The following is a 15,901-nucleotide window of genomic DNA, read 5'->3' as shown; positions in this document are numbered from 1 at the left end:
CCGGGGCGGGCGCGTCGGATCAAGAACGCCGGGCGGTTCCTAGCGCGGGAACGGCTTCGGCGCGGTGTCGTCCGCGGCCTCGCAGGCCTTGGCCTTGCGCTCCAGGGCGGCGGCCTGGTCGCGGGCCTTGCGGGCCGCGGCCTTCTCGCCGAGACGGTCGAGCTTGGCGGCCTTGCTGCGCAGCTGGGCGGCCTGCTGGCGCAGTTCCGCCACCTTGCAGACGACCGTCTTGCCGGCCGCGTGGGCGGTCGGGGCGGTCGCGGTCTGGCCGAGCAGCAGGCCCCCGGCCAGCAGCGTCGTGGCGGCCAGGGCCGTCAGGGTGCGGCGCAGCGGCGTCGCGTTCGTCATGGTTCACTCCAACTTCCGGGCCGGTAGCGCCCGTTCAGGTATGGTCAATACCGATTGGCGACCCTAACCCGGAATGATCATCCGACCCGCACGCCACTGACGCCGCTCACCGCCTTCTCACCACGTCCTCAGCACTTCTCCACAGGTGCTCCGCGAGTGAGCCCGTACGCGGCCCGCGGGTCGAGCAGCAGCGGCACGAGGGCGCGCTGCGACTGGCGCAGCGGGACGAGCGCCCCGCCGTCCGCGCGGGGCACCACCGTGATGCCGTGGAGGTCGAGTTCGTCGCCGGCCTCCGCATACTGATCCGCCGTCAGGCGGTAGGCGCAGGGCGGGTCCTGGAGGATCTCGGCGGGTTCGGCGGGGTCGTTGTCGGCGCCGCCGAGGAGGACCGGGCCACGGTCTGCGAGGCCGGTGCGGCGGGCGTGGAGGGTGGCCGCGGCGAGCCGGCCGCCGTGCTCCGCCACGTACCCGAACGCGCCCTTGAGCGCGGCGCGTTGGGTGGCGACCCGGCGCAGGTGGTTACGGGCTGGGTCGTCCTTCTCGGCCGGGTCGAGGGCGTCCTCGCGGGTCTCGACGAGCAGGCCGACGGCGTGCTTGAGGCCCGCCGTGTTGCGCAGGATGCGCTCCTGGCCGTCGCCGGCGACCTGCCTGACCGGTTCGCCGGTGTAGGGGTCGGTCCAGATGCCGTAGATGCCGCTGCTGAAGCCCGCGCGCCCGGCGGCGGGCCGCACGTACGCCTCGGAGAGGGTGTGCGACTCCGCGTGGACGGCGGGGTCGGTGTTGAGGTTGCGCGGCCAGAGGGCGAGCAGGTCCTTGTCGTAGTACGGCGGGGTGGCGCCGTACTCGTGGAGGTCGTAGACGAGTTCCGGCCGTCGGTCGCGGAGGACGGCGGCGAGGGCGCGGGCCTCGGCGGTGCGCAGCGCGAGGTGGTCGCGGTTGATGTCGATGCCGGCGCTGTTGCCGCGGGTGTTCGCCTCGCGTCCGTCGGGGTTGGCGGTGGGCACCACGAGCAGGGTGGTGCGGGCCAGGAAGCGGCGGGTGGCCTCGCTCCGGTCGTGGGCGAGATCGCGCACCGTACTCAGACAGGCCTCGCGGCCCGCGGGTTCGTCGCCGTGCTGGGAGCAGATGAGGAGCACGGGCGTCGGGCCGGTGCCGAGGGTGGCGAGCCGCAGCGGGCGGCCCTGCGCGGTGGTGCCGACGGTGCGGACGGCGAGCCGTTCGCTGCCCCGGTCGACGGCGGCCAGGAACGCCGTCTCCTCGGCCTCGCTCGTCCAGCGGGCGCCGCCGCTCTCCTCGAAGCCGGTGCGCGGGGGCGGCGGTGGCAGCGCGCTGCCCGCGGCGGGGGTCGGGGCGGCGAGGAGCGGCAGCGCCAGGGCGGCGGCGCACGCCGCGATGAGGAGCGCGCGCCGGGGACCGCGGAAGGTGCGGGTCGTCGTCATCGACATGGGGCGGAACGTACCGCTGTCGACTGCCGCGCAAAAGAGGGCCGTCACGGACAAGGGGTGCGGATGCGACGGCCGGAACGGGAGGTTCATGTCGGCCGAATGGCGTTCATGTGACAGGGGGTGCTCTGGACGTGACGGGCCGTCGGGGCTCTGAATAGTGTCGCTAAGGACCGACGACCACCTGTGCGTCTTACCTCTCTGACGACCGGACCACTAGGGGAGCACCTGTGCACCGCAGAATCATCGTTCCGAGCGCCCTCGCGGCCTCGCTGCTGCTGGCGATCCCGGCATCGGCGGCCGACTTCGTTCCTGGCGCGCCGGGCATCGGCGACTCCTACTACCCCGCCAGCGGCAACGGCGGCTACGACGTCTCCCACTACGACCTGCGGCTGAAGTACCAGCCCGCGACCGACCTCCTGGAAGGCACGGCGACGCTCGTCGCCACGGCCAGGCAGAACCTCTCCCGCTTCAACCTCGACCTCGGTCTGAAGGTGAGCGACGTGCGGGTCAACGGGCGCCCGGCGGCGTTCACCACCTCCGGCGAGCACGAGCTGGAGGTCACCCCGGCGACCCCGCTCGCGAAGGGCAAGTCCCTCTCGGTCGTGGTGCGTTACGCGGGCAAGCCGTCCGATCTGAAGATCGGCGGCTGGACGGCCTGGCACCGCACCCCGGACGGCGGCGTGGCCGCGCAGGAGCCGGATTCGGCCGTCTGGTGGTTCCCGTCCAACGACCACCCGCTGGACAAGGCCACCTTCGACGTGTCGGTGCTCGTCCCGGACGGCACCCAGGCGATCAGCAACGGCGTGCTGCAGTCGCAGTCCACCAAGCTGGGCTGGACCCGCTTCAACTGGCGCTCCAACAAGCCGCAGGCCACCTATCTGGCCACGCTGGCGGTCGGGAAGTTCGACATCACGACCGACACGACGGCGAACGGCCTGCCGGTCCTCAACGCCTACAGCAAGGACCTCGGCGACATCGACGGCGCGGCGCGCGCCTCGATCGAGCGCACGGCCGAGGTCGCGGAGTGGCTGGAGTCGGTCTACGGCCCGTACCCCTTCAACTCCCTCGGCGGCTACGTCCCCAATGTGACCAGCGGCTACGCCCTGGAGACCCAGACCCGGCCGTTCTACAGCCCGCGGCAGTTCGCGAACGGCGCGAACGTCTCGGTGGTCGTGCACGAGCTGGCCCACCAGTGGTACGGCGACAGCGTGTCGGTCGCCGACTGGAAGGACATCTGGATCAACGAGGGCTTCGCCCGCTACAGCCAGTGGCTGTGGTCGGAGAAGGAGGGCGAGGGGACGGCGCAGGAGCTCGCCGACTACGTGTACCGGTCGCGGGCGGCGGACGACCCGTTCTGGACGGTGAAGCCGGGCGACCCGGGCGCGGAGAACCAGTTCGACATCGCCGTCTACGACCGGGGCGCGCTGGCGCTCCAGGCGCTGCGCGACGAGGTCGGCGACGAGGACTTCTTCGCGATCCTCAAGGGCTGGCCGCAGGAGCACGCGTACGGCAACGCGCACGTGGCCGACTTCGTGCGGTACGCGGAGCGGGTCTCGGGCAAGCCGCTCGCCGGCCTCTTCGACACCTGGCTCTTCCAGCCGGTGAAGCCGGCGGGGACGGCGGCCGCGGCGGCGGGTGTGGCCGGCCTGGCCGCCGTGCCGCGCACGCCGGTGGCTCCGAAGTCGTGGAAGAAGATCGCGGCGACGAACACGATTCACGAACACGACGAACACGACGAGCACGAGCACGGCGAGCACGGCGGGCGCTGACCCGCACCGCACGGCACGGTCCGGCGCCCTCGTCCCACGGTCGGGTGGGACGGGGGCGCCCCGCGTGTGCGGGGTTCAGGCGCGGCGGGCCTGCCACTCGTGGGCGAGGAGGCCCCAGAGCTGCTTGTCATGGCGGGCGCCGCCGTACGGCCAGGCCTCGCGGCGGGTGCCCTCGAGGGTCATGCCGAGCCGTTCGGCGACGGCGGAGCTGCGGGCGTTGTCGGCCCGGCAGTGCCACTCGGCGCGGTGCAGCCCGCGCTCGCCGAAGGCCCAGTCGAGCAGCCGGGCGCAGGCCTCGGTGACCAGTCCGTGCCCCTCCCCCGCCGGTTCCAGCCAGCAGCCCAGCTCGCAGCCTCCGGAGGCGGCGTCGAAGGCGACGAACATGACGCCGCCGACGAGGGTGCCGTCGAGCCAAAGACCGTAGAGGCGTCCGCCGTCGGCCGCGCGGCGCTCGCCGTACCGGACCAGGGTGTCGCGGGCGCCCGCGACGTCGCCGGTGACGAAGGCCGGGCCGACCCACGGCCGGATGTGCTCGCGGGCCCGGTCCAGGTGGGCGGCGAACTCCTCGGCGTGCCAGGTCTCCAGTGGGCGGAGCTCGGCGTTGTCCCGCAGCGGGAGGGTGAACATCGTGACCCCATTCACACAACAAGCGTTATGACTATTACCGTAGCAGCATGGCACGCACCAAGGGAGATCACGAGGCCCGCCGCCGCGAGGTCTCCGAGGCCGTCTGGCGGGTCCTCGCCGCGCAGGGCTTCGACGGGCTGACGCTGCGCGCGGTCGCCGCCGAACTGGGCGCCACGACGGGGCTGCTCACCCACTACTTCCCGGCCAAGCGCGACCTGGTCCGGCACGCCCTCGACCTCCTCGACGAGCGCACCGCCGCCCGACCGCGCCGCGCCGGGGGCGAGGGCCTGGCCGCCGTGCGCGCCGCACTCCTCGACATCCTGCCGCTCGACCCCGAGGCCACGGCGAGCAACCGGATCTGGGTCTCCTCCTGGGACACCGCCCTCGCCGACCCCACCCTGAGCAGCGACCACGCCGCCCGCTACGCCCGCGGCCGGGCCCGCCTCGCGGAGCTGATCGCGACGGCCCAGTCCCGCGGCGAACTCCCGGCCGGCGACCCGGACCGACTGGCCCTCGGCGCCCAGTCCTTCGCCCTCGGCCTGGTCGTCCAGGCCCTGCTCGCCCCGGCGGAGTTCCCGCCCGAGCGACAGGCCCGACTCCTCGACGACTACCTCACCGCCCTGGCCGCCGGTCCGCCGCTGTCCTCTTAATCGCGTAGGGTCCCGGCATGCGGCACGGGCGCCCGGAGCAAGGGGCACAACACAAGGGCATGGAGGGGGTGTTCGCGACCCCCGGGATCAATGCCGGGCTCGATTCCCGGATCGACGCCATCAGCCGGGCCGCCCTGGAGTACGCGTACGGCTCCCCTGCCCGCCGGGTTCGCGGCGCCCGAACCCGCCCTGCGGGCCCGGGCGGCGGGGGCCCGGACTGCGCGGCGGCCCCGGCCCGGCTCACCGGGGCCGCCGGGCCCGCTCTCGCGGCCGTACAGGCGAAGCCGGAGGCCCTCGCCCGGCGGACCGCCGCCGCGCGGATGGCCGTCGAACTCGGGCCGCTCGCCGGGGAGTTGCCGCCCCTCGCAGTGGAGCGGCCGACCGCCCCGGGCCGGGAGAGCCGGGCGGCGGCCGGCACCGCGCTCCGGCGGATCACCGGCCGGGCCGAGGACACGGCGCCGCTCGTACGCCCCGCACCACGTCCAGCTCGCCTCGCTGCGCGGCCTGCGGGCGATGGGGGTGCTGCCCACACGGGCAGTGGACGCTCGCGTGTGGTCACCGCGCCCGGGTGGGATGCGCCGGCACGTTCGCAGGGCGGCCGCACCCGGACGTCGAGGCCCGGCGCCTCGCGCGCGAACCGCTGTCCGCCACGAAGACCGTACAAGCACCAGGCACAAGGGAAGATGACGCATGACACCGATCACCGGGCTCGACCTCACCGGATTCAGCGCGCTGGAGCCGGGGGTGTGGACCGACGGGCAGGGGCTGCTGCTCTCCGTCCACTTCTTCGATCTCGTGCCCGACCTGCCCGCCTCGCTCGGCGAGCCGGACCGGCTCCGGTACGGTCTGGCGTGGTCGGCCGCCAAGGCGGGCGCCGGGCTGATCGAGGCCGAGCTCGGCGAGGTGGACTCGCTGCCCGCCGTACGTCAGCTGGTCAAGGTGCCGCAGACACAGGGCCACGGGCAGGCGTTCGTCGGCTCCTGGACCATCCCGCGGGCCCGGTGCAGCGCGGTGGTGAAGGTGCAGGCGGGCGAGGGGCGGACGACCGGGCTTCGTGAGGCCCTCATACTCAACGAGGTCGGCCCGATGCACTACTTCACCGCCCACCCCTACGGCGCCGACATCACCGGCGGCCTGCCGTCCCACGCGGCGGACGACGAGCGCTGGGACGCCCGCTTCCCCGACCATCCGCTGACCCGGGTACGGGCCGTGCTGCGCCGGATCACCCCGAGCCTGGCCCTCCACGAGAGCTTCAAGGGCCTGCCGCCCTTCGCCGCTCCCGCTGCCCGGTCATAGCGCGCGACGGCGTGCCTCCGCCCTGGCCTTCCGGGCGAGCGGGAGGTAGCGGAGCCGTTCCGGCAGGACGGGGACGACCGCGCGGACGATCCGGCCGAGGCGGCGCAGCCGGCGCTCCTGGGCGGGGGTCCAGTCCAGGCCGATGGCGGCGCGGGCCTCGGGCGGCATCAGGCCGACGGTGAGGAAGGCGCGGGCGCGCAGGAAGGGCCGGCGAAGCAGCGGCCAGAGCGCGCGCAGGGCGAGGCGGACCGGGAGCGGGCCGCGGTCGGGGGCCGGGACGGGGAGGTCCGTGGCGAGCAGTTCGCGGACGACGACGGTGGCCTCCAGCTCCTCGTCGAGGATCCGGCGGTAGTACGGCCAGAAGTCCTCGATCGTCTGCGGCATGTCCCGGTCGTGGATGCCGAGGATCCGTCCGACCTGGAGCCACTCGGCGTAGAGCAGCCGCTCCTGCTCCTCGGTGAGCGGGCGGAAGAGATAGCCGAGGCCGTGGCGGTAGACCGGGTAGCCGGTGGCGTGCACCCAGGCGTAGTAGGCGGGGTCGAGGGCGTGGTAGCGGCGTCCGTGGGCGTCGGTTCCGCCGATCGTCTTGTGGAGCGCGCGCAGCCTGCGGCCCTCCTCGGCGGCGTGCTCGCCGCCGTAGATCCACAGCTGGAGCGAGCGCAGGGAGCGCTCGCCGCGGCCCCAGGGGTCGGTGCGGAAGACGGAGTGGGCGTCGACGCCGGCGCCGACCGCGGGGTGCGCGACCTGCATGGTGAGGGCGGCGGGCAGCATCATCAGGGCCCGGACGTCGCCGGCGAGGGTCCACAGGGCGCCGCCGGCGGGCGGCGGGACGGGTTCGGCACGGCGGGCGGGGTCACGGCGCGGGGCGGTGGCGGTCGCCGTGCGCGCGTGCTCGGCGTCCTCGCCTTCGAAGGACTCGCCTTCGAAGTCCCTGCCATGATCGCGGCCGTGGTCCGTCAACGCGTTCTCCTCTCGTTCTTCCAGGCTGCCCGGGTCACCCGGGGGCGGGCAAACGCGCTCCGGGCGCGGATACGACGCGGGGCCGCGGCCCGGGCCTGCTGAGCGGCCCGGGGCGCGGCCCCGTACGGATGTGCGTGCGGTGCGTCAGGCGCGGTCGGCGCCGACCGGCTCGCCGACGATGCGGCCGGCCAGGGCGTGGGCCCAGGCGTCGACGTCGGCGGAGAGCTCGCGCTCGGCGGCGTCGCGCTCGGCGGCGATCTTCTCGTGGCCGGCGGCGAGGATGGCCTCGCGCTCGCGGACGCCCTCGGCGCGGGCGGCGGCGATGGCGGCCGAGCCCTCCTCGGTGGCCTGGGAGCGGATGCGGGCGGCGTCGTGGCGGGCCTCGGCCAGCTCGGCCTCGTACTGCTCGCGGATCGCGGTGGCCTCGGCGCGCAGGTCGTCGGCGCGGTCGGTGCCGCCCTCGATGGCGTCCTCGCGCTCCTCGAGGGTGCGCTTGATCTTCGGGAGGATCCCCTTGGCCAGGATCAGGAAGGTGAGGCCGAAGAGGACGGCACCGAGGATGAGCTCCGCCCACACCGGGTTCAGGGGGCCCAGGTCGGTGGGAAAGATCTTCGAGTTCTGCGCGAGGGTCATGAGCGCATCTTACCTGGTCGCGAAACTCGCAATTCGGACAGTTGCCTAAGAGTTGGCGCGATTGTGCGAGCGGCGAAAGATTCGTGGCATCCGACGGCTACCGGAAGGTAACCACGGCTGATTGTATGTGCCGCGCCCGAGCCCAACCCCCCACTCTCCGTTGGGAGTTTCACGTGCAGTTCTCCGCTCTCCGCCGCATGTCCGGCGCGGCCCTCTCGATCGCTGTGGCCGCCGCCACCCTGACCGGGACCGCGACCGCCGCCTCGGCCGCCACGGCCGCGGACACCGGGACCGCCACCGCGACGCCGAGCCTGAAGGTGCTCACGTACAACGTCTTCCTGATGTCCAAGACGCTCTACCCGAACTGGGGCCAGGACCACCGGGCCGCCACCATCCCCACGACGTCCTTCTTCCACGGCAACGACGTCGTCGTCCTCCAGGAGGCCTTCGACAACTCCTCCTCCGACGCCCTGAAGACGAAGGCGGCGGCGGAGTACCCCTACCAGACCCCGGTCGTGGGCCGCTCGAAGTCGGGCTGGGACGCCACCGGCGGCGCCTACTCCACCACCACGCCGGAGGACGGCGGCGTGACGCTGCTCAGCAAGTGGCCGATCGTGCGCAAGGAGCAGTACGTCTACAAGGACGCCTGCGGCGCCGACTGGTACTCGAACAAGGGCTTCGTCTACGCGGTGCTCGATGTCAACGGCACCAAGGTGCACGTGGTCGGCACCCACGCCCAGTCCACCGACCCGGGCTGCTCGGCGGGCGAGGCGGCACAGATGCGCAGCCGCCAGTTCAAGAACATCGACGCCTTCCTCGACGCCAAGAACATCCCGGCGAACGAGCAGGTCATCGTCACGGGCGACATGAACGTGGACTCCCGCACGCCCGAGTACGGCACCATGCTCGCCGACGCGGACCTGGTCGGCGCGGACGCCCGCACCGGTCACCCGTACTCCTTCGACACGGCGATGAACTCGATCGCCCACGACCGCTACCCGACCGACCCGCGCGAGGACCTCGACTACGTCCTCTTCCGGGCCGGCCACGCCCGCCCGGCGGGCTGGACGAACAACGTGGTCCCGGAGACGACCGCGCCCTGGACGGTCTCCAGCTGGGGCACGAAGTACACCTACACCAACCTGTCGGACCACTACCCGGTGACGGCCTACTCGGCGGGCTGACCGCCCCCGCCCCGGCCGGCGGCGCCGCGGGACCCGGCGAGGGTTCCGCGGCGCCGCCGCGCGTCCGGCGCGGTGCGGCGCGGTGGGTCCGGTGCGGCGCGTGCCTAGTAGGCGCCGCCGAAGACGCTGTACGCCCAGAGGACGACGACACCCCCGACGCACAGCAGCACCACCCACGAGCCGATGCCCGTGTGGCGCCCCGCGCGCGGCCCCCGCGGCGCCTTCGCCTTCGTCTTCGTCTTCCCCTTCGTCGCGCGGGCGGCCCTGGGCGGCCGGGCGGCGCCGGCCATGGAAGGCGCGGCGTCCGCCGCGGTCTCCGCGAGCAGCCGGCGGCAGACCGCGGCCAGCTCGGCGGTGCCGGACGCCAGGTCCACGACGACCTCCAGGCGGGCGGGCGCGGTCGTCCCGCCGTCCAGGATCCGCCCGGCGCGCATCAGCGCCTGGTCCTTGCCCCCGGTCGGCGCCAGGCTTATCCACCGGCGCACATGATCGCCGCGGATCACCACGCCGCCGCCGCGCTCGCGGTAGACGGTGTGCTCCTTCCACAGGACCTCGGCCAACTCGGTGGCTTTCTCCCTGAGTTGCGCCTGCATACCCCTCCCCCTGTGTCATGCCCCTGATTCGAACAGGCGCATGACTCTAGCGCCCGCCGTGCCACGCCCCTCGCCAGGGGCGTGCTACGCCCCCGTGTCGTACACGGTGACCGGTGTCCCCCGCGCCACCAGGCGCTCCGATATCAGCGGCTCGATCCGCTCCCAGCGCCCGCCGGCCAGGCCACAGCCGATCCGTGGCATGTGCACGGAGGCCCCCAGCTCCGCCGCCTTCGCGGCGAGCAGCGCGAGCGCGGCGTCGATCGCCTCGTACCGCACCGGGACCCCGCTGCTCCGCCCCGTCCGTATCCCCCGCTGACCCACCAGATTGGCCACCCACACATACGGCTCGACCCGGACGAACTGCGCGGCGCCGAGCCCGAAGTCGTTCCGCGCGCGCTCGCGGTGCCAGCGGCGGTAGGCCGCCTCCGGCTCCGGCCAGCGCCGCGACACGGCGAGCACGAAGCCCTTTCCCCAGCCGCCCAGGTCGTTGCAGACGTGCGCCACGATCTTGACGCCCTTGCCGCGCGGCGCGGTGGCGTCCCCCCGTACGTACTCGATCGCGTTCATGAAACAACCGTACGGGCAGGGTCTGACAACGGCCGGGGACGCCTATGTGACGGCGAGGAACCGGCGCACGGCGTCGGCGAAGCCGGTGGGGTCGGTGGCGTGGACGGTGTGGCCCGTGGGCAGTTCGACAAGCCGGGTGCCGGGGCGACGCTCGGCCATCACGCGCGCGTGCTCCGCGCCGAGGACACCGCTCCGGGTGCCGCGTACGAGCAGGGCGGGACACTCGCCGGCCAGCCAGTCGTCCCAGTGCACGCCGTTGAGCGCGCGCTGTGAGACGACCATGTCCTCCGGCCGGAAGGCGAGCCCCCAGCCGTCGGGGTGTTCACGGACCGCGTCCGTCAGATAAGGCGCGGACCCGCCGAGGCCCGCGAGGAGAGCGGCGCGGGTCGGGGCCCGGCGCGGCCAGTCGAGGCAGAAGGACAGGTCGCCGTCGACCTCGGCCCCGATGTCCTCCACCACCAGCGCCCGCACGCGCGCGGGGTGCCGGGCCGCGAACTGGTACGCGTTGACCCCGCCGAGCGAGTGCCCGAGCAGGTCCACCGTCCCGAGCCCGAGGTGGTCGAGCAGCGCGCCGACGTCCGCGACGTACCCCTCCCGGGAGTACTCCTCCGCCCGGTCGGAGTCGCCGTGCCCCCGCTGGTCCAGCGCGATCACCCGGTGCCCCGGCCCCAGCGCCCGCGCGAGCCCGGCGAAGGTGCGCCCCTCGCCGAAGTGCCCGTGCAGGGCGAGCAGGATCCGCCCGGGCCCCCCGTGGTCGAGGTAGGAGAGGCGGCGCCCGTCGATCTCCAGGTCGCCCCGCGCGGGCCCGTCCGGCCGGCCGTTCGTCGTCATGGGCGCAAGGCTGCCACGGGGCCCGGGTCACGGGTACGGGCACGGGCACGGGCACGGGCTCAGCGGACTTGAGCGCCGCGCCGCGTCCGCCGTACGACCGCCGCGGCCAGGCCCGTGGCCAGCGCGCCCACCAGCAGGGCGACGTACGCGCCGCCGAGGCCGTTGCCGGTGCCGAGGCCGCCGTCGGCGGTGGTCGCGACGAGGGCGCCGAGGGCCATCGCGAAGAGTCCGGCGGTCAGTGCGGGGGCTCCGCCGAAGCGGCCGAGCCGGCTGGTGGGGCGGATCAGGGCGCGCCAGGCGGTGACGGCGGCGGCGAGGCCGATCAGTGCGGCGGCGCTGGCGCCGATCCGGCCGGCGCTGAGGGTGTAGACGTTGGCGGCGAGCGTGGTCAGGTCGGACATCGTGGGCTCCTCATCTCTCCTGTCGAGGTCTGTCCCGAGCCTGTCCCGCGCGCCCCCGTCCGGTCGTCCGGCGGGCGTGGACTCTTTCCCTGCCGCGCCCGCGGCAGCGCACGCGCCGGCTACCGCGTTCGTGGTAGCCGGGCCCGGTCCGTGCGGAGGATCCGGGGACGCGGGGCGGCCGGTTAGGGTGCGCGCATGAAGGCAGGTGCGGCGGGTGCGGCGGGTGCGGCGAGGCTGTGGGCCCGTTTCGGGGATCCGGTGATCGCGGTCGGCGTGGCGGCGGCGCTGGTGGTCACCGGGGTGTCGGAGCGGCCGGCGCAGGGGACGACGTGGGTCGGCCTGGTCGGGTACGGGCTGCTGGCGGCCGGCGGTCTCGCGCTGGTCGCGCGCCGCCGTGCCCCGGTCGCGGTGCTCGTGGTGACCGGGCTGTGCGCGGTGGGGTATCAGGCGGCGGGCTTCGACGTGCCGGTGGTCGGCTATCTCTGCGCGGTGTACGCGGCGGTACGGGCGGGCCATCGCGCCGTGACAGCGGCCGTGAGCGTGGCCATGATCGCGGCGCTGCCGGTGGCGGCCCTGGTCTCGGGCCTGGACGACACGGGCGAGGCGTTCGCGCGGGCCCGCGGCGCGCTCGAACTCGCCTGGCTGATCGCGGCCGGCGCGGCGGGCGAGGCGCTGCGCCAGGCCGAGCGGCGCGCGGACGAGGCCGAACGCACCCGGGAGGAGACGGCGCGGCGCCGGGCCGACGAGGAGCGGCTGCGGATCGCCCGCGAGCTGCACGACTCGCTCACCCATCAGATCTCGGTGGTGAAGGTGCAGGCGGAGGTCGCCGTGCACGTGGCGCGGCGGCGCGGCGAGGAGGTGCCGCCGGCGCTGCTCGCGATCCAGGAGGCGGGCCGGGAGGCGAGCCGGGAGCTGCGGGCGACCTTGGAGGCGTTGCGGGACGACGACACCGCGCCGCCGCGCGGGCTCGACGCGGTGCCGGAGCTGGTGGAGCGGGCGCGGGCGTTCGGTCTGGACGCGACGCTGACGGTGGAGGGCGGCGGGCAGACGGAGGGGCGGCGGCCGGAGGTGCCGGCCGCGGTGGACCGTACCGTCTACCGGATCGTCCAGGAGTCCCTGACCAATGTCGCCCGGCACGCGGACGCCCGCACGGTGTCGGTGCGGGTCGCCTGCCGACCCGACGCCGTGTCCGTACGGGTCGAGGACGACGGCAGGGCGCGGCCGGGCCGTGCACCGGCGCCCGGTCTGGGGCTGCTCGGCATGCGGGAGCGGGTGACGGCGCTCGGCGGGCGGCTGCGGGCCGAGCCACGCGCGGAGGGCGGTTTCGCGGTGCGCGCGGAACTTCCGGTGGCGCCCGAGCCGGCGGTCGAGCGCGCTGTGGGGCGGGGGCGGGCGTCGTGATCCGGGTCCTGCTGGTGGACGACCAGCCGCTCATCCGCAGCGGGTTCCGCGCGCTCCTCGACCTGGAGGACGACATCGAGGTGGTCGCGGAGGCCGCCGACGGCGCCGAGGGCCTGGCCCTGGCCCGCGCGCACGTGCCGGACGTGGCCCTCGTCGACATCCGGATGCCGCTCGTGGACGGCATCGAGGCGACCCGCCGGATCGCCGCCGACCCGGCGCTCGCCGGGGTCCACGTCGTGATCCTCACCAACTACGGCATGGACGAGTACGTCCTCGACGCGCTGCGCGCCGGCGCCGCCGGCTTCCTGGTCAAGGACGTCCTGCCCGAGGACTTCCTGCACGCCGTCCGCGTCGCGGCCCGCGGCGACGCGCTGCTCGCACCGTCCATCACCCGCCGACTGATCCACCGCTACCTCGACGCCCGCCCGCCCCTCACCGCCGCCCCGCCGGGCCCGGCCCTCACCGCGCTGACCGGCCGCGAGCGCGAGGCGGTCGCCCTGGTCGCGCGCGGCCTCTCCAACGACGAGATCGCCGAGCGCATGGTGATCACCCCGATGACGGCGAAGACCCACATCAACCGCGCCATGACCAAACTCCGGGCCCGGGACCGGGCACAACTGGTGTTCCTGGCGTACGAGTCGGGGCTGGTACGGCCGGGCGGGGACCTCCCGGACCGGGGGTAGGCCGCGGCGGGGCCCCGGGGGGCACAGCGAAATCGGTGCCCCCGGGCCCGCCCGGAACAGGCCCGTGCACGCCTGCGCCGGTGCCCAGCACCGCCGTCACCCGTGCCCCGCACCCCTTCCGGGCCGTACGCCCACGGACGGCGCCCACTGGCCCGTACACGCCTCCGCGATTCCTCCGCGCACCAACTCTGACCTGGCCTTTTCCGGGAATTCTCCTAAGCTGACGGGAACCGCGGAACACGCCCGAGGGGGGATTCGTGAGCGACAGCCCGAACATGTACAGCGCCGCGAACATCAAGGTGCTTGAGTGGCCGGAAGCGATTCGGCAGCGGCCCGGGATGTATGTCGGCTCGACGAGCCGACGCGGTCTGCACCAGCTGGTGTACGAGGTGCTCGAACGGCCGGTGAACGAGGTGCTGGCGGGGTGCGCGACCCGGGTGGACGTCACCCTCATGGCCGACGGCCGGATCCGGGTCGAGGACGACGGGGTGGGGGACGGCGGCGGGCTCGGTCTCGAAGGGATGATGACGCATGTCCGCGCCGGGGTGCGGCCATGGGACCGGCGCACCGTGGATCTGAGTCATGTCGGCGCTCCGGTCGCCAACGCCCTGTCCAGCGAGCTGACCGCCGAGGTGCGGCGGGACGGGGTACGCCGGGTGCAGCGGTATGAGCGGGGCCTCGCGCTCGCGCCGGCGGCGCCCGTCGGGCCGGCTGCGGGAAGCGGGACCACGATCGTGTTCCGGCCGGACGCGGACGTCTTCGAGACGGTGGAGTGCTCGTTCGACGCGCTACTGGAGCGCTTCCGGGAGCTGGCCTTCCTGAACCGGGAGCTCACGCTCACGCTGACCGACGAGCGGGACCAGGGCGGTGCCCCGCGGCAGGAGCACTGCCGGTTCCCGGGCGGGGCGCGGGACTTCGTCGGCTTCCTCGACTCGGGTGCCGACAACCCCGTACACCCCGACATCGTGCATCTCGAGCGGGAGGACCCGCGCCTGGCGGGGACGGTGGAGGTGGCCCTGCGGTGGAGCGAGGGGCCGGGGGCGGGGGTCCGGTCCTTCGCCAACAGTGCGCCGACCCGGGAGGGCGGCACGCATGTGAATGGCTTCCGAGACGGGGTCGTAGCCGCGCTCGGTCTGCCGCCGGCAACGGATCACGGCCTGACGGCGGTCGTCTCCGTGAAGCTCGACGCCCCGGAGTTCGAGGGGGCCACCTGGGGACGGCTGGGCAGCGACGGCGTGCGCGCCTGCGTGGCGGACGCCGTACGAGAGCATCTCGCCGCCTGGCTCGCGGCGCATCCGGAGCGGGCGGAGGCCGTGGTCCGCCGGCTCACCGGCCCGTAACAGGACAGGTCCCCGGTCCTCGGGTATGCCTGTCCCATGGAGGCCCACCGGCGCGATCGGCGGCTCCGCCTGTCCCGGCGGGGCGGGCGGTGGCTGCTCTGTGTGCCGTTCGGGCTGATCGCGGCGGTCACCGTCGTGGACGTGCTGGCGCCGCCCGAGGTGCATCTGGGGCCGTTTCTGGTGGCGGCGCCGGCGTTGGCGGCGTCGTTCGCGGGGCCGCGGATGACGGCGTTGGTGGGGGCGGTCGCGGTGCTTGCGCAGTCGGTGGTGGCGGTGGCGCGGACGAGTCTCACGGACCTGAATCACACGTACCAGATCATCGCGCTGGTGCTGATCTCGGTGATCGTGACCTTCTTCGCGTATCTGCGGGAGCGGGACGAGGGCCGGATGACCCGGCTGCGGGCGGTCGCGCACGCCGCGCAGAGCGTCGTCCTGCGCCCGCTGCCGCACCGGGCGGGGCCGCTGCACATCGCGTCGGTGTATCTGGCGGCCGAGGAGGAGGCGCAGATGGGCGGGGACCTGTACGCGGCGGCGCGTACGGGGCGGGGGACGCGGCTGCTGATCGGGGACGCCCGGGGGAAGGGTCTTGACGCGATCAGCGAGGCCTCGCTGGTCCTGGGCGCGTTCCGGGTCACCGCGCGGCGCGAGCGGGAGCTGCCGGAGCTGATCGGGCAGCTGGAGGCGGGGATGGTGTCGGCGGACGACGACGGTGGCGGCTCGGACCCGGAAGACGACGGCGCCGACGAGGCCTTCGTCACCGCGCTCGTGCTCGACATCCCCGACGACGAGCCGGTCGTACGGCTGGTCAACTGCGGGCATCCACCGCCGCTGCTGCTGCGCGAGGGGCGGGTGACCCCTCTCGACGTCACCGACGCGAGCCCGCCCCTCGGCCTGTCCGACGTGCTCTCACCCGATGTCACCGTGGAGACCTTCCGGTTCGATGTCGGTGACGTGCTGCTGCTCTACACGGACGGCGTCGTCGAGGCCCGCGACCACACCCGCGCCTTCTACCCGCTCGCCGAGCGCCTGCCGGCCTGGGCCGGGGACGACCCGCCCACCCTGCTCGCCCGGCTGCGGGCCGACCTCCAGGCGTACGCGGGCGGGCACCTCGGCGACGACGCGGCGCTCGTCGCGGTCGAGCGGCTGGCAACAGAGGCATAGCCACCAAGGCTC

At 74.3% G+C, this 15,901-nt stretch carries 17 protein-coding genes; 8 read left to right on the top strand and 9 right to left on the bottom strand.

The features are described 5' to 3' along the window. Window positions 1–39: 39 nt before the first annotated feature. Both JAO84_RS31330 and JAO84_RS31325 read right to left on the bottom strand, forming a co-directional pair. On the bottom strand, window positions 40–348 hold the full coding sequence (locus JAO84_RS31330; protein WP_370415853.1) for a hypothetical protein: 309 nt from the start codon (window positions 346–348) through the stop codon (window positions 40–42). Between the two features lie 128 nt (window positions 349–476). Beyond that, entirely contained in the window at window positions 477–1,787 is a 1,311-nt protein-coding gene (locus JAO84_RS31325) for a M14 family metallocarboxypeptidase (protein ID WP_370416916.1), read from the bottom strand. Between the two features lie 233 nt (window positions 1,788–2,020). On the opposite strand from JAO84_RS31325, the gene JAO84_RS31320 reads away from it, so the two are divergent. Next, window positions 2,021–3,562, top strand: coding sequence for a M1 family metallopeptidase (locus JAO84_RS31320; RefSeq protein WP_370415852.1), 1,542 nt, complete (start codon window positions 2,021–2,023; stop codon window positions 3,560–3,562). Window positions 3,563–3,637: 75 nt separating this feature from the next. On the opposite strand, the gene JAO84_RS31315 is transcribed toward JAO84_RS31320, so the two are convergent. Then, window positions 3,638–4,189 (bottom strand): GNAT family N-acetyltransferase, encoded by a 552-nt coding sequence (locus tag JAO84_RS31315; RefSeq protein ID WP_370416915.1) that lies wholly within the window; start codon window positions 4,187–4,189, stop codon window positions 3,638–3,640. A 47-nt stretch (window positions 4,190–4,236) separates the two neighbouring features. On the opposite strand from JAO84_RS31315, the gene JAO84_RS31310 reads away from it, so the two are divergent. Next, window positions 4,237–4,839, top strand: coding sequence for a TetR/AcrR family transcriptional regulator (locus JAO84_RS31310; protein WP_370415851.1), 603 nt, complete (start codon window positions 4,237–4,239; stop codon window positions 4,837–4,839). A 690-nt stretch (window positions 4,840–5,529) separates the two neighbouring features. Continuing rightward, the gene (locus JAO84_RS31305) at window positions 5,530–6,135 is read left to right on the top strand and encodes a hypothetical protein (RefSeq protein ID WP_370415850.1); all 606 of its coding nucleotides are present in this window, start codon (window positions 5,530–5,532) and stop codon (window positions 6,133–6,135) included. On the opposite strand, the gene JAO84_RS31300 is transcribed toward JAO84_RS31305, so the two are convergent. Next, window positions 6,130–6,909, bottom strand: a complete 780-nt coding sequence (locus JAO84_RS31300) for an oxygenase MpaB family protein (protein WP_370416914.1) — start codon at window positions 6,907–6,909, stop codon at window positions 6,130–6,132. The genes JAO84_RS31305 and JAO84_RS31300 overlap by 6 nt on opposite strands. Before the next feature lie 330 nt (window positions 6,910–7,239). Then, window positions 7,240–7,728 (bottom strand): hypothetical protein, encoded by a 489-nt coding sequence (locus JAO84_RS31295; protein ID WP_370415849.1) that lies wholly within the window; start codon window positions 7,726–7,728, stop codon window positions 7,240–7,242. Between the two features lie 197 nt (window positions 7,729–7,925). Between JAO84_RS31295 and sph the strand changes: the two genes are divergently transcribed. Continuing rightward, on the top strand, window positions 7,926–8,912 hold the full coding sequence (sph, locus tag JAO84_RS31290; RefSeq protein WP_370416913.1) for a sphingomyelin phosphodiesterase: 987 nt from the start codon (window positions 7,926–7,928) through the stop codon (window positions 8,910–8,912). Window positions 8,913–9,016: 104 nt separating this feature from the next. Here the strand turns inward: sph and JAO84_RS31285 are convergent, their stop codons facing one another. The 4 genes from JAO84_RS31285 to JAO84_RS31270 all read right to left on the bottom strand — a co-directional run bounded on the left by JAO84_RS31285 (window position 9,017) and on the right by JAO84_RS31270 (window position 11,304). Continuing rightward, on the bottom strand, window positions 9,017–9,505 hold the full coding sequence (locus JAO84_RS31285) for a hypothetical protein (protein WP_370415848.1): 489 nt from the start codon (window positions 9,503–9,505) through the stop codon (window positions 9,017–9,019). 84 nt (window positions 9,506–9,589) lie between these two features. Beyond that, window positions 9,590–10,072 (bottom strand): Appr-1-p processing protein, encoded by a 483-nt coding sequence (locus tag JAO84_RS31280; RefSeq protein WP_370415847.1) that lies wholly within the window; start codon window positions 10,070–10,072, stop codon window positions 9,590–9,592. Window positions 10,073–10,114: 42 nt separating this feature from the next. Further along, window positions 10,115–10,903: an alpha/beta fold hydrolase gene (locus JAO84_RS31275; protein ID WP_370415846.1), complete on the bottom strand. Its 789-nt coding sequence runs from the start codon at window positions 10,901–10,903 to the stop codon at window positions 10,115–10,117. 59 nt (window positions 10,904–10,962) lie between these two features. Continuing rightward, window positions 10,963–11,304 (bottom strand): DUF6223 family protein, encoded by a 342-nt coding sequence (locus tag JAO84_RS31270; protein ID WP_370415845.1) that lies wholly within the window; start codon window positions 11,302–11,304, stop codon window positions 10,963–10,965. Between the two features lie 195 nt (window positions 11,305–11,499). Between JAO84_RS31270 and JAO84_RS31265 the strand changes: the two genes are divergently transcribed. The 4 genes from JAO84_RS31265 to JAO84_RS31250 all read left to right on the top strand — a co-directional run bounded on the left by JAO84_RS31265 (window position 11,500) and on the right by JAO84_RS31250 (window position 15,889). Further along, entirely contained in the window at window positions 11,500–12,705 is a 1,206-nt protein-coding gene (locus JAO84_RS31265) for a sensor histidine kinase (protein WP_370415844.1), read from the top strand. Next, window positions 12,702–13,388, top strand: a complete 687-nt coding sequence (locus JAO84_RS31260) for a response regulator (protein ID WP_370415843.1) — start codon at window positions 12,702–12,704, stop codon at window positions 13,386–13,388. Before JAO84_RS31265 ends, JAO84_RS31260 begins: the two co-directional genes overlap by 4 nt. Window positions 13,389–13,645: 257 nt before the next feature. After that, on the top strand, window positions 13,646–14,728 hold the full coding sequence (locus JAO84_RS31255; RefSeq protein ID WP_370415842.1) for a DNA gyrase subunit B: 1,083 nt from the start codon (window positions 13,646–13,648) through the stop codon (window positions 14,726–14,728). A gap of 36 nt (window positions 14,729–14,764) precedes the next feature. Next, window positions 14,765–15,889, top strand: a complete 1,125-nt coding sequence (locus JAO84_RS31250; RefSeq protein ID WP_370415841.1) for a PP2C family protein-serine/threonine phosphatase — start codon at window positions 14,765–14,767, stop codon at window positions 15,887–15,889. Window positions 15,890–15,901: the final 12 nt, after the last annotated feature.

The sequence above is a fragment of the Streptomyces fradiae genome, assembly GCF_041270065.1.
GTDB lineage: Bacteria > Actinomycetota > Actinomycetes > Streptomycetales > Streptomycetaceae > Streptomyces.
This window is presented reverse-complemented; position numbering and strand designations above follow the sequence as displayed.